This is a genomic window from Vibrio sp. ER1A (assembly GCF_000733315.1).
GTDB classification, from domain to species: Bacteria; Pseudomonadota; Gammaproteobacteria; order Enterobacterales; family Vibrionaceae; genus Vibrio; species Vibrio mediterranei.
In genome coordinates this window covers 20,335-33,687 of the sequence record NZ_JPJA01000084.1, presented here as the reverse complement: position 1 = coordinate 33,687, position 13,353 = coordinate 20,335, and the positions used below count along the sequence as shown (strand labels likewise).

The window sequence follows — 13,353 nt, the reverse complement described above, 5'->3', positions numbered from 1 at the left end:
CTGAATTCGGCAACAAAGCCTATCGTTGACCGTAAGAAAGACATGATTTTGGTCTCTGGTTTTAACGTTTATCCAAACGAGATCGAAGATGTGATTGCATTGAATGATAAGGTGCTTGAAGTGGCGGCAATCGGTGAGGCCAACGAAGCATCCGGTGAGATTGTGAAAGTGTTTGTAGTTAAGAAAGACTCTTCATTAACTAAAGAAGAGATCATTGAACACTGTCGTAAGCACTTAACAGGCTATAAGATTCCTAAGCGCGTGGAGTTTAGAGAGGACTTGCCAAAGACTAATGTGGGTAAGATTTTGCGCCGTGTACTTCGTGAAGAGAACGACGCCAAGTTGACCAAAACCTCAGAAAAAACGGTTTAACGTTAACCTTTAATTACAATCAATGCTAGAATGCCAGCCCTCAAAGCTGGCATTGTTTTTTTAAGAGAGACTGAGTGGAATATCAAATAGTAACCGAGTTGGCCGAACTAGAGTCGGTATGTAACAAGGCTCGTGAATCCGATGTAGTCATGTTGGATACCGAGTTTGTACGTATCCGTACCTTCTACCCTAAACTGGGTCTCATCCAGCTATACGATGGTGAGCAGCTGTCACTTATCGATCCGTTGACTATTAGTGATTTCACCCCTTTTATTGAACTGCTTCAAGACGCCTCGGTACTTAAAGTCCTCCATGCCTGCGGAGAAGATTTGGAAGTGTTCGTCAACAGTTTCGGATGCATGCCATTCCCAATGGTCGATACGCAAATCATGGCAGCCTTCTTAGGTCATGGACTATCGACGGGGTTTGCCGCATTGGTTGACGAATACCTTGGTGTAGAGCTCGATAAGAGTGAATCCCGGGCTGATTGGGTTGCGCGTCCACTGACAGATAAGCAACTGGATTATGCGGCGGCTGATGTTTATTACCTATGGCCTCTGTATTTCAAACTGTTTGCTCAAGTGGAAGCAAAGGGTTGGTGGGATGCCGCACAGCAAGAATCTGACTTGTTAATGCAAAAACGTGGTAAAACGCCAAATCCAGACAGTGCTTACCTCGACATTAAAGGTGCTTGGCAATTGAAGCGCAAGCAATTGGCCATCCTCAAACCTTTAGCCACGTGGCGAATGAATGAAGCACTCAAGCGTGACCTTGCACTAAACTTCGTCATCAAAGAGCAAGAGCTGTGGAGTATTGCGCGTTTTGCGCTTAAGAAGCCTAAGCAGATGGAAGAAGAGGGCGTGGATCCACGTGCAATTCGTCGTCATGGTGAGCGCATCGCTGCTATTGTCAAACGCGCCCAACAAACACCAGAAGAAGAGTACCCAGATAAAATCGAGCGCCTAATGGATTTTCCGGGTTACAAACAGGTCTTTAAGAAGCTCAAAGATGAAGTGAAAAAAGCGGCGCAGCACAGTGGCTTGGCAACTGAGTTTTTAGCATCTAAAAAGCAACTTAATCAATACCTTTCATGGATATGGAAGTACGACCGAGATCCGGCAAGATTGCCAGATGTGATGCAAGGGTGGCGACTGGAGTTGTTCGGTCAAAACTTAGATAAAGTTATGGATTAAAAAAATGGCTCGCAGTTGCGGGCCATTTTTCTATTCGTTATTCACTCACTTTTCATCTTCTGGTAGCTGAACGTTTAGTTCAAGCACCGAGATGTCATCGTCTTTGTGCTCAAACGACAAGTCCACCATGGATGGATCAACTTCAACGTATTTGGCGATAACTTTAAGAATGTCTTCTTTCAACTGCGGCAGATACGATGGCGAAGGTGAACCTTCACTGCGACGCTCTGCGACGATAATTTGCAGGCGCTCTTTCGCTAAGTTTGCTGAGCTCTTTTTTTGCGGGCGGAAAAACTCGAGTAATGACATGAATTAACCCCCGAATAGACGTTTGAAGATGCCTTTCTTCTGCTCCGTTAAGAAGCGGAAATCAACTTGTTCACCAAGTAGGCGATTTACTGTATCTGCGTAAGCAAGACCTGCATCTGATTCATCGTCAAAAATGACAGGGACGCCTTTGTTCGAAGCATTAAGAACCGCTTGGCTTTCTGGAATCACTCCAAGTAGAGAGATGTGCAGAATCTCCTCCACATCTTCGACAGACAGCATTTCACCTTGTGTCACACGAGCTGGGTTATAGCGTGTCAGCAGTAGATGTTGCTTAACTGGCTCCAAGCTCTCTTCTGCTCGACGTGATTTAGAGTCCAAGATACCAAGGATACGGTCAGAGTCACGTACTGAAGAAACTTCTGGGTTTGTGGTAACAATGGCTTCATCCGCAAAATACAGCGCCATTAATGCGCCTTGCTCGATACCTGCCGGTGAGTCACAGATAACAAAGTCAAAGCCCATTTCATCGAGGTCATCTAACACTCGACGAACGCCTTCTTTAGTCAGTGCGTCTTTATCGCGAGTTTGTGATGCAGGCAGGATGAACAGGTTGTCAGAACGCTTATCTTTGATGAGTGATTGGTTTAGTGTCGCTTCACCGTTGATCACGTTAACAAAGTCGTAAACGACGCGACGTTCACAGCCCATGATCAAGTCTAGGTTACGCAAACCGATATCAAAGTCGATGACTGCGGTTTTCTTGCCTTTAAGGGCAAGGCCAGAAGCGATTGCTGCACTGGAAGTGGTTTTGCCAACGCCGCCTTTACCTGACGTTACAACAATAATGCGTGCCATTATCTGTTTTCCTTAAAATTATTATATCGTGAGGATTTCGAAATCGAGTTGGTCGTTGGTCATACCAAACATTACCTTTTTGCCCCAATATTCACGTTCAATTTGATCACTGAGCCAGTAATTTCCTGCGATAGAAACCAGCTCAGCTTTTAAGTCGTTACATAGGATCTTAGCTTCACTGGAGCCACTAGCTCCGGCAATCGCGCGTCCTCTAAGCGTGCCATGGATATGGATGGTACCGTCAGCTATTACTTCAGCACCTGCACTCACATGATTTAACACCACAAGGTCTCTGTTTTTTGCATAGATTTGTTGGCCGGAACGCACTGGGGTTCGGACTATCATAGTCGGTTCCATCTTCGCGGGTGCTTGAGAAGGGGCTTTACTTGCGGTCATTACAGCAAAGCCAGCTTCAATGGCGAGATTTTGAGTGCGCTTATCTTGGCAACCGGTGATACCTACTGGGATCATACCAAGCTCTTCTACGCCAAGTTTTAGGTCTAGGAAGTTGATATCGCCGTCAACTTTACTGATGTTTAGAACCACAGGAGCCGATGCAAAAAATGTCGGTGCTTGTGAGACTTTTTCTTGCAAAAAATGAACTGCTTTAGAAACATCGTTGTCAGAAAGATGCAACACCGATAAGGTGAAGCTACTGCCTTTCAGATCTGGGGATTGAGACATTGCTGATCAAATCCTTGTGCCAATGACATTGCTTTTTAAATAGGATAATCATGTTATATTTCAACACTACATACAGCAAGCTATCTTGCGCTCAAATGGATAATTAACTCTCAATTTTCCATAAACTAACCAAATACTTTCTTCCGGATGAGAAGATTGGCGACAAAAAGAGATATATCAATGCTTTGTTCTATCTATAAAAGCACGAAAAAGGAAGGGGCGTACCTATACATCGCCAAGAAGGATGACTTTTCACCAGTTCCAGATGCGCTGATGCAGATGTTTGGAAAACCAACTATGGTCATGGTGGTCAACCTTGCAAAACGTACACTGGCTCAAGTGGATGTAGAGAAAGTAAAAGCTTCTATTGAGAATGAGGGCTTTTTCTTACAGCTACCTCCGCCACCAGAAAATCTATTAGAGAAATATAAAGAGCAAAAAGCTCAGCAAAAATAGCCTAGATGCTCAGGGGAGGGCACGGTGAAGAGATTATTGTCAGTTATGCTAGGAGCAAGCCTAGCCACGAGCGCATTTGCGCAAGAGAAAGGAACGTTTGAAGAGTACGTTGCTGGGCTTAAAGAGGAAGCTCGCCAACAAGGTATCTCTGAACAAATTCTGACAGAGGCATTTAAAGGTGTCGAGTATAAGCCGAGAGCTGTCACTGCTGACCGTAACCAACCTGAAAAGAAGCTAACGCTGGACGAATATATTCCAAGAGCGGTGCCTGATTGGAAAGTGAAGCAGGCCAAAGAATTGCACAACAAGTATTATGCTGAGCTAAAACGTATCGGTGATGAATACGGTGTTCAGCCAAGGTTTATCGTCGCGCTTTGGGGCGTAGAAAGTAATTTCGGACGCTTTACTGGTAATTATCGTGTAATCGATGCCTTATCGACGTTAGCTTATGAAGGACGCCGTGAAGCCTTCTTCCGTAAAGAAGCACTAGCGGCACTAACGATTCTTCAACAAGGGCATATTGCTCCCGATGATATGAAAGGTTCATGGGCGGGTGCAATGGGTCAAAGCCAGTTCATGCCAAGTTCGTTTTTGAACTTTGCCGCTGACGGTAATGGCGACGGGAAAAAAGACATTTGGGATAGCGAAGCCGATGTGTTTGCTTCGACCGCGAATTACCTAGCGAAATCTGGTTGGGACGATAAATATACCTGGGGTCGTCAGGTCAAAGTACCACATGGTATTTCACCCGATTTACAAGGGCGTGAAGCTGAAAAAGGTAAGTATCTTAAGGAGTGGAGTAAGCTCGGTGTCACTCGTTACGATGGTCGACCATTGCCTCAGTTGGACGAAGATATCAAAGCATGGCTTATTATGCCCGATGACGAAAATGGCCGTGTGTACTTGGTATATAACAACTACAATGTCCTGATGAAGTGGAATCGCTCATATTACTTCGCCCTCGCCGTGAGTCATCTAGCAGATCGTATTGCTATGGATTAAATAAAAAGGACTGGCGTCTCTGACGTCAGTCCTTTTTTAGAAATTGAACAACCGATTATTTTTTTGCAGTGTGGAACTGTTCGCAGGCAATCATCGTATTTTCAATCAAGCTGGCAACCGTCATAGGGCCGACACCACCTGGGACAGGGGTAATGAAGCTAGCGTTTTCTCTTGCCACATCGTATTCTACGTCACCCACCAAGGTACCGTTCTCTAAGCGGTTGATACCTACATCGACAACAACAGCTCCTTTCTTGATCCAATTACCTGGGACAAAGTTTGGTTTACCGACGGCTACGACAACGATATCAGCTTGACGCACATGGCTTTCAAGATCTTTGGTGAAACGATGACACGTGGTGGTGGTGCACCCGGCAAGTAGCAATTCTAATGTCATTGGACGACCAACAATGTTAGACGCACCAACGATAACGGCGTGCTTGCCTCTCGTTGGTATATTGTAACGGTCTAGAAGCGTAATAATGCCTTTAGGCGTACATGAGCGTAGCTTGGGGATACGTTGCGCTAGACGGCCGACATTATATGGATGGAATCCATCAACATCTTTTTCTGGAGTAATACGCTCCAAAACGTGTGTAGTATCGATTCCAGCCGGTAGAGGCAACTGAACCAAAATGCCATCGACTTCTGGGTCTTCGTTTAATTCATCCACCAGAGCTAGCAATTGCGCTTCACTGGCATTTGCAGGTAGGTCGAAGGACTTGGAAACAAAACCAACTTCTTCACAAGCACGGCGCTTACTACCCACATAAACTTGTGACGCTGGATCTTCACCTACTAAGACGACCGCGAGTCCCGGTGCCCTTAGCCCTGCATCTGTTCTAGCCTTAACACGAGCGGCTACTTCAGAGCGTACGGTTTGAGAAATAAGTTTCCCGTCAATGTTTTGAGCAGACATAATTTTCCTTGAGAAAGTTAACTGGCTGTTATTTTTGTGTGCATTGTCCCAGAAAATTATTTCAAAAGCTACAACGCAAACGTTTGCATTGGTCTGTTTTTCAGCTTTTATTGGTATGTTGACTTTTTTTTGGGCATTTAAACCAGTAACGCTAAGAAAGCCATTGATTTACCTCTCTCATCTCGTATAATCCTTTCCCTGTAGCGCGCCCTTAGCTCAGCTGGATAGAGCACGTCCCTTCTAAGGATGTGGTCGTAGGTTCGAATCCTACAGGGCGTGCCATTTCTTTCTCTTTCTTCCTATACTCCCAGCATTCCTCGACACGATTTAATGTATCGGACAATTTAGCAGCGTCAATAGCAATTCTGACTGTGTGTTTGAATCGGTTTTCACGAAAATAGACTTAATATGATCCTTGATAGTGTATTCTGAGCGTTCCAAAACAGATGCAATCTCTTTACGAGATAATCCGCGAAGTATCAAACAGCAGATGTTACGTTCCATCTCGGTTAAGTCAAAGATAGACTTCAAACAATTAGTGTTGATTGTAACAGGATGCCTTCGATCATAGATATAAACGATGGTTTTTGGAACAAGGCTGGCCGTAGTGCTTTTTTCTTCGTGATTCAGATCTTTATCTGCTTTTCCTCGATTTATTGGAACTAAAATAAGCGTAACCGTAGAACTTCTATCATTTATCTCAAATGCATGGCAATTTAAGTCTGTTTCGTTATCCAATCTAGCAATACGTTTATAGAGAGCACAATACTCTTTATAAAATTGATTGTCGTTGATTTGGAAATGGTAGTCTTTAATAGTAACTAAATCATGCCACTGACTTAACTGGATAGCTTTGGAGTTTGAACATATCGTATTTCCAAATTTATCGCAAAGAATGATAGCATGTGAGGATTTATCAATAATGCTCTTATATATATTGGTGTAATTGTATCTTTCGCTTATTCTTATATATATCTTAAAAGATTGTTGAATATGAGGGATTAATTCGGCTAATAAAATTCTACTTGTAGAATTATTAATACCTTCTTCGTTCTCTGCGTAGAAACTTAAAGTTATAGCCAGGTCTCCGACGTACCCGAAAATGATAGTGGCAATATTATTGGTTACTGTTTTGTCATACCAGTCAGTAATTGGATTCAGATAAAGACTCTTTTTTTGGGTTGAAAAAGCTTGATACTTGTCGACTAAGCTAAAAAATCGATTGCTTGGTAGTTGGGAGAACTTATCTCGCACACAAGCCTTGTCCTTGACAATATGTTGGATAACTGAGAGCAAGTTCTCTGCTCTAGACCCGCTTTTCCAACTACTAATAATTGTACTTTCCTGTTTATGTATGGTACTTAAAACAAAACTTACGGTTCTAAACTCATAGTTTAAAAAGTCAACAAAACATTGAAATCCATCAGGACTTGTAGGTGACAAATATAGGGCCTTAACCAATTTCTTAAATTGTCTCGCTGTTTCATTTTGCATCAAATATTAAACCACGTAAGCTAATTTATATATTCAAAGGTTAATGTTAAATAAACCATAGCTCTAGTTGGTAAAAATAGAACTTACTCACATTATAGAGTTTAATAAAATAGAAATTACCACTGTATATGTCACCTTACTAAGTGAGTTATTCATAAGTGATATTTCTCCCCCCCCCTATTCGGGGGGGGTGAAAAATCTGTCTCACGCGATAATCTATGTTAAATAAATGATGTATTTCTGTGAAAGGATGTGTATCTCCCTTTTGCCGCAAATAATAAAAGGTTGGTTGCATAAGGCTAACAACGTCAAGGAAGGCAAGATGAATAAAACGATAATCGCCACATTGTCCATGAGTACGACTCTGCTTATCGGGTGCAATAACAGCAGCGAAGGTGACATAACACCCAGCAGCGTTAGTGGGAGGGTTGCTGACGGATACCTTTCGGGGGCTACGATCTGTCTTGATGAGAACACAAACATGGTTTGTGATGATAACGAACCAACAACTACGTCAAATAGTGAAGGTCAGTATTCTTTAAACATCACAGAGGATGAAGCGAGTCAATATCCGATTATAGCGATCGTTACGCCTGATGTTACAGATCAAGATACGAACGACTATGTCCCAAATGCTTATACACTCGTTTCCCCTCCAGGGAAGCAGGCGTTTATTAGTCCTATCACTACCTTGTTAGCACTGTCTGCTAAGGACTACTCGGATGACTCGTTAGCAACGAGTGCATCAGTGCTACGAATGCAGTTAGGAGTATCAGATGATGTGGACTTATATAGTGACTTTATTGCTGCGCAAACTGGTAATGACAGTAGTAGTTATAAAAAGGTTCATAACACGGCTCAACTTGTAGCTCGTAAACTGGGTCAGCATTTAACAACATTCAATTCTGGTGATAGCTCAGGCGTAATTGATAGGACTAAACTAGTAGTTGCTGTCGACTCTGTTCATAGCGTTGTCGCGGATTTAGCAGAGCTTGCTGATAGCAATGACTTTGATGCCGATGCTGTAGCTATATCAAAATCACAAGAATGGAATAATGAGGTTAAAGACATCATTCCATCGGAAAAGGTTGAGCAGATAGAAGCAGAACAAGGACTTCCTGCAGCATTAAGTGGCGGAGTATATCAATACATTGATATCGAAGGAAATAAGACAGACTATTTGACGGTCAAACTAAATACGACAACAGCTAGTTATAGCGAGAACATCTCAATTGTTGTTACAAATGATAGTGGTGACAGCTACTCTTTTGAAGCTGTGGATAGTCACTCTGATGACTTGGATTTCCCTCAACAAGTGGCATTTGTAAAACGATTGCCGGGAGATAGTCTGGTTAGTGGTACATATACGTATACTTTGTCAGACGGAGAAGGCAACAGTGTGATGTTGTTTAAAGACAACTATATACAGCCTGTATTGACGAATTACAGTAGTGCACTATTGGCCTCGGGTATGTCTTGGGTAGAAACGCCTTTCGATAATGCATTCCTCTCATTCCCAGTTACTGATGATGAGCTCTACTATCAGGCGATTTTGTTAGGTACAGAGGATAATATTGTCTATACAGGTCGAAATGAACAAGGCCGAAATATTATCTTATATGACGATTTAGATGATATGAGGGCAGCGACCTCGTTACTAGTTAAAGCATCAGATGGTTCGAATCACCGTGATAGCAACTTTACTAGAGAGTTATTCAAGACCGGGGTAACGGAGTCAACAGACGCCTCTTATATAGGCTTTGTTCGTACCTATTTCAGAAACTCCTATAATGTCCCTAGTGATAGCGCTAAGCAGCGTTACATATACCAGTTTAACGCAGAACCAGCGGCAGAAGAGGAGGGGACACAGTTAACTAAGAAAGTGAGTTCCTTCAAGATTGAACATTTTGATAGCAATTCGTCAACGTATGTAGAGACAATAAGTGCAAATATTTCCGATACTGTGTTTGAAGAATTGGGAACTAGCGAGGAAGACGCTGAACAAAATGGATATAACCTATGGCATCAGTTGGATAAAGATGAGTCGGTAATTTTTCTCGATGCTTTCTTTCAAGGAGACACGTCTAGCGCAGTTTTAGCTAAGGGGACATACCGTTATTCAATTACCGATGTTAATGGCAATACCTTTCATAGCTACGACTATTATGGTGGCGAATCAAAAGGTTTCCCAGAGTTATCGGCTGATAGTTTCACGGCGAAGGAATTGAATGCGGATTGGTATCAACTATCGATCGACACAGCAGATGGTGACAATAGCTCTCTAATTTATGAATTCCAGTTCAATGTAGATTACGCTAGAGATGGAGAAGAACAAAGCAATTACCTGCTAAGTCTTGGAAAGCAGCGCGAAGCAACAGCGCTAATCAGAAAGCAAAGACTGACAGAGGCAGTCAGCAAGTTTGAAGCAGACCGTGGAGTTGAAGTCACAGGTTATTCGGTTGATGTCTCAATTTTTGATAGCGCAAAAACTTATAAAACAGATAATCGATTCGAGATCACTAACATTGACTTTGATAAAGCGATAGAAGCTAATACTAACTAGTGGCTCAATATAGCCATTCTTATACTATTAAATGCGAGACAAAGACAGGCCAAGCGCCTGTCTTTGTTGTTTCTACTTTAATCCTGCGCTATCACATAGAGGGATAAACTGGACTGGTAAGTATGGTTGCTACTAAATCAGATTGGGAGTGGCTTCCGGTTTTGACGAATACAGATTTTATGTGGTCTTTAATTGTATGAGTAGAGCGTTGCAACATTTCCGCAATCTCGTTGCGGTTATAACCTCGCGCTATTAGTTCACAAATAGAGGTCTCTGTTTCTGTAAGATCAAAAATAGCTTTCAGAAAATCGGAGTTGACATGGATAGGGTGTTGTCGGTCGTAGATGTAAACAATCGCACCGATTTCGTAATTGCTAAAGGTTTGATATTCATAACTTTGAGTCGAAACTGGATTTTCGATCCCAATTGGAACAAGAAGAATTGTCAGCGGAGATTGGGAATCGTTGATATGAGTGACTCGGCATGCTTTGCTTTTTGCATCATTCCTTTTAAGTACCTGATATAGATTAGAAATATAGTTGCCTTTAGCTATAGGGGTAGTGATTGAGAAACTGTTATCAGTTACTGCTAAGCAATCATGTAACTCTCCTAACTGGATTGCTTTTTGATTGACACAAATAAGTCCACCCTTGCTGTCATATAGTAGAGCCCCATGAGGAAGTTGTGCAATGAGATTGCTAAGGTTAGACGTCTCATTGCGAATTTCTTTGAATTGTTGGTAAAGCGTAAATGCACGCTGTATATGGGGAATTAACTCATTCAAGATGAGAATGTCATCAGGAGTGAAAGCTAGGCTAGTATTATCTCGATGAATACTGATCATAGCCTCTTTGTTCTCAGTTTTCCCTATTCTTGCTGAAGAAACATCGAGTAAATCATTGCCATCAAACCATTGCTCCACAAGCTTCTGGCTCGGTGAAAGAGCATTTGTCGTTGGCCTACCAATATCGTTTAGTAAGGTATAGAAGCGGCTAGGAGGTGCAACGTCAATATAGTCATGAATATAGTTCCCTTCTTCCAGATTGTTCTCAATATACTCGATGATAACATCTGTTTTTGGTCCCGCAATCCAAGCACTGTCTATAGCTTGATTACTCGTGTTTTGTATATGGAATACGGCATCCGCTAGATTGAACTCGATGACTAGTTGGTCTAAAAAAGGTTGGAAACCCTGTTTGTGAGTCGGTGCTTGGTAAAGCAAATCGATTAAATCGCTGAAACGAAAAAGGGAATCCTTTGCTATCTTCCTTGTCATAGTGTTACCGTTTCTAATTCTAGCCAATGGATCTTCATGCTTCTCTAACTTGGTGTTGAGAGGTGCATAGCGCTATTTGATTTAAATAATTGATAAATGTGACTATAGATATGTTTAATATGAATTAATGGTAATTGCTGACTTATTGATCAGATTTATATTTATAAATGTGATATCTATTTCATAAATCGAGAAGTTGTGAACTGTAACGAGCCAGATAGAGCTATCGTATGATTCGAAGATTGATGCAATAGTTTAACTTGAACATGCTAACGTTAATGAGTTTCCTCCCCCCCAACAAGGGGAGTCAATCGAAGTTAGTATTTTTGGTAACCTTTCTAAAGCTGATGCAGGGAGGGTTAATGGATGGTTTTGACACATCATTTTCGTTTTGCAGTTTTGATCATAAACGAATTGCAATCTTTAGAGTACACATTACTTGAACAGCGGAATCGCAAGGGGTTACCCTCTTCATTAATTGGGTTAACACCTTTTGGACGTTTATTCTTTCTAGAAATGTTTCATGCAAAACAAACGGATGACTACGAGACACTTTCCCAAAGAATCGTTGAACTAAGAAATTGCTATCCTCACTCGGAGGTTGCTCTGGGTTTGATTACATCTGATGACCGTTGTGTCATCTCAAAAATGTTGCTTGAGCCTTTATTCGAAAATGGTATTCGGTTGTGTTATTTCAAGACCAAGCTAATCAATTAGAGTAACTTGAAACTCTGCATTATAGGAACAGCCAAGAAATTGCTTTAGTAAATATATACAGAGTGACTGGTTGAGTTATCAGGCGTAGTCCTTTACAATTCACGGCCCTGGACTATGGTCAGGTCAGGAAGCGCCCTTAGCTCAGCTGGATAGAGCACGTCCCTTCTAAGGATGTGGTCGTAGGTTCGAATCCTACAGGGCGTGCCATTATTTAAGACCCCTGATAGCTCTCTGAGTTGTCAGGGGTTTTGCGTTTTATGGACGTATGTCTGCTACACTATCTGCAATTTCACCTTCAAGAGAGTTCACCATGTCCTTTTCTAAACTAGGGTTAAGCCAACCATTACTTGATGCTATTAACGAGGTTGGTTATCAAAAACCAACAACGATTCAGACTAAGGCGATTCCTATTGTTTTGAAAGGCAGTAATCTTATCGCTGCGGCGCAAACCGGAACGGGTAAAACAGCCAGTTTTGTTTTGCCTATTTTAGAGAGACTTAGTACAGGTCAAACTGAACGTAAAAAGCGTGCACGTGCGATCATCTTAACGCCAACTCGTGAGCTGGCTCTGCAGGTGAACCAGAGCATTGAAGCTTATGCACAGTTTACGTCAATAAAATCTATGGCAATGTTTGGTGGCGTTGATTACGCACCACAGAAGCAAGCTTTAATTGATGGTGTGGATATTGTTGTAGCAACTCCAGGTCGTTTGATAGACCTATACGGTCAGCGTGCGATTCACTTTGATGAAGTTGAGACTTTGGTGTTGGATGAAGCTGACAAAATGCTGGATATGGGCTTTATCGAAGCGATCAACAAGATTATTGCTCGTGTACCAGAAGACGCTCAAAGTTTGTTATTTTCAGCGACATTGTCTAACCCTGTCCGCGATCTTGCTAAGTCTGCGATAGACAACCCAGAAGAAATTGCTATCACCAAGCACAGTGCTTCTAAGAGCAATATTAAGCAGTGGATCGTCACTGTCGATAAGGACATGAAATCCTCGCTTTTAAGTCATCTATTGCAACAGAGTCAATGGAAACAAGCGCTTATTTTTATTGAAACCAAGCATGGTGCAGCTAAGCTTGTCAGCCAATTAGAAAAGCGTGGCATTGCTGCTGAGGCGTTCCATAGTGGTCGTAACCAAAAAGTTCGTGAGCAACTTATTGAGTCATTCAAAGCCGGTGAAATTCAATATATGGTGGCAACTGGTGTTGCTGCGCGTGGTATTGATATTGAAAACCTGCCAGTGGTGATTAACTACGACTTACCGTATCCAGCGGATGAGTATGTTCACCGAATAGGGCGTACGGGTCGTGCTGATGCTGCGGGCGAGGCGGTATCGTTAGTATCAAAAGATAACTTCAAAAACCTGTGTATGATAGAAAGCCGATTAGGCCATTTGCTTGAGCGAGTTGAAATTGAAGGCTTTGTACCGAGAAAACCGGTGCCGATTTCTATCCTCAATTATGTACCTAAGCATAAGCGTGGAGAAGAACGCTAATTCTGCATAGACATACCAATGAAATAAAATAGACACCTACTTGAGGTG

12 protein-coding genes and 2 tRNA genes are annotated in these 13,353 nt (G+C 42.2%); 8 read left to right on the top strand and 6 right to left on the bottom strand.

The window, feature by feature from the left end; all coding sequences use genetic code 11:
* Positions 1-372, top strand: a 372-nt coding sequence (locus HW45_RS05075; protein WP_038225369.1) for an AMP-binding enzyme, incomplete at its 5' end; no start/stop codon positions are given.
* Positions 373-446: 74 nt separating this feature from the next.
* Positions 447-1,565, top strand: a complete 1,119-nt coding sequence (gene rnd / locus HW45_RS05070) for a ribonuclease D (RefSeq protein WP_038225368.1) — start codon at positions 447-449, stop codon at positions 1,563-1,565.
* Positions 1,566-1,610: 45 nt separating this feature from the next.
* Here rnd and minE read toward each other — a convergent pair whose 3' ends face one another.
* From minE to minC, 3 genes are read right to left on the bottom strand one after another with little or no spacing between them, the layout of a single operon-like run.
* On the bottom strand, positions 1,611-1,874 hold the full coding sequence (gene minE, locus HW45_RS05065; protein WP_031494240.1) for a cell division topological specificity factor MinE: 264 nt from the start codon (positions 1,872-1,874) through the stop codon (positions 1,611-1,613).
* Between the two features lie 3 nt (positions 1,875-1,877).
* Complete coding sequence (gene minD, locus HW45_RS05060; protein WP_038225367.1) at positions 1,878-2,690, bottom strand: septum site-determining protein MinD; 813 nt, start codon at positions 2,688-2,690, stop codon at positions 1,878-1,880.
* Positions 2,691-2,711: 21 nt separating this feature from the next.
* Positions 2,712-3,374: a septum site-determining protein MinC gene (gene minC / locus HW45_RS05055; RefSeq protein ID WP_038225365.1), complete on the bottom strand. Its 663-nt coding sequence runs from the start codon at positions 3,372-3,374 to the stop codon at positions 2,712-2,714.
* A gap of 180 nt (positions 3,375-3,554) precedes the next feature.
* On the opposite strand from minC, the gene HW45_RS05050 reads away from it, so the two are divergent.
* Together HW45_RS05050 and HW45_RS05045 are read left to right on the top strand one after the other, a co-directional pair.
* Positions 3,555-3,830, top strand: coding sequence for a YcgL domain-containing protein (locus tag HW45_RS05050; RefSeq protein WP_006075752.1), 276 nt, complete (start codon positions 3,555-3,557; stop codon positions 3,828-3,830).
* Between the two features lie 24 nt (positions 3,831-3,854).
* Positions 3,855-4,832, top strand: coding sequence for a lytic murein transglycosylase (locus HW45_RS05045; RefSeq protein WP_031494242.1), 978 nt, complete (start codon positions 3,855-3,857; stop codon positions 4,830-4,832).
* A 55-nt stretch (positions 4,833-4,887) separates the two neighbouring features.
* On the opposite strand, the gene folD is transcribed toward HW45_RS05045, so the two are convergent.
* Positions 4,888-5,751, bottom strand: a complete 864-nt coding sequence (gene folD, locus HW45_RS05040) for a bifunctional methylenetetrahydrofolate dehydrogenase/methenyltetrahydrofolate cyclohydrolase FolD (protein ID WP_038225364.1) — start codon at positions 5,749-5,751, stop codon at positions 4,888-4,890.
* A 205-nt stretch (positions 5,752-5,956) separates the two neighbouring features.
* On the opposite strand from folD, the gene HW45_RS05035 reads away from it, so the two are divergent.
* Positions 5,957-6,033, top strand: a tRNA-Arg gene (locus HW45_RS05035).
* A 45-nt stretch (positions 6,034-6,078) separates the two neighbouring features.
* On the opposite strand, the gene HW45_RS05030 is transcribed toward HW45_RS05035, so the two are convergent.
* A complete protein-coding gene (locus tag HW45_RS05030; protein ID WP_038225363.1) occupies positions 6,079-7,245 on the bottom strand; it encodes a helix-turn-helix transcriptional regulator in 1,167 nt (388 codons plus the stop codon).
* Positions 7,246-7,567: 322 nt separating this feature from the next.
* On the opposite strand from HW45_RS05030, the gene HW45_RS05025 reads away from it, so the two are divergent.
* Positions 7,568-9,808 (top strand): hypothetical protein, encoded by a 2,241-nt coding sequence (locus HW45_RS05025; protein WP_038225362.1) that lies wholly within the window; start codon positions 7,568-7,570, stop codon positions 9,806-9,808.
* 91 nt (positions 9,809-9,899) lie between these two features.
* Here HW45_RS05025 and HW45_RS05020 read toward each other — a convergent pair whose 3' ends face one another.
* The gene (locus HW45_RS05020) at positions 9,900-11,084 is read right to left on the bottom strand and encodes a helix-turn-helix transcriptional regulator (RefSeq protein WP_038225361.1); all 1,185 of its coding nucleotides are present in this window, start codon (positions 11,082-11,084) and stop codon (positions 9,900-9,902) included.
* A gap of 847 nt (positions 11,085-11,931) precedes the next feature.
* Here HW45_RS05020 and HW45_RS05010 point away from each other — a divergent pair.
* Positions 11,932-12,008 (top strand) — tRNA-Arg (locus HW45_RS05010).
* Between the two features lie 103 nt (positions 12,009-12,111).
* Positions 12,112-13,305 (top strand): DEAD/DEAH box helicase, encoded by a 1,194-nt coding sequence (locus HW45_RS05005; RefSeq protein ID WP_038225358.1) that lies wholly within the window; start codon positions 12,112-12,114, stop codon positions 13,303-13,305.
* Positions 13,306-13,353 lie beyond the last annotated feature (48 nt).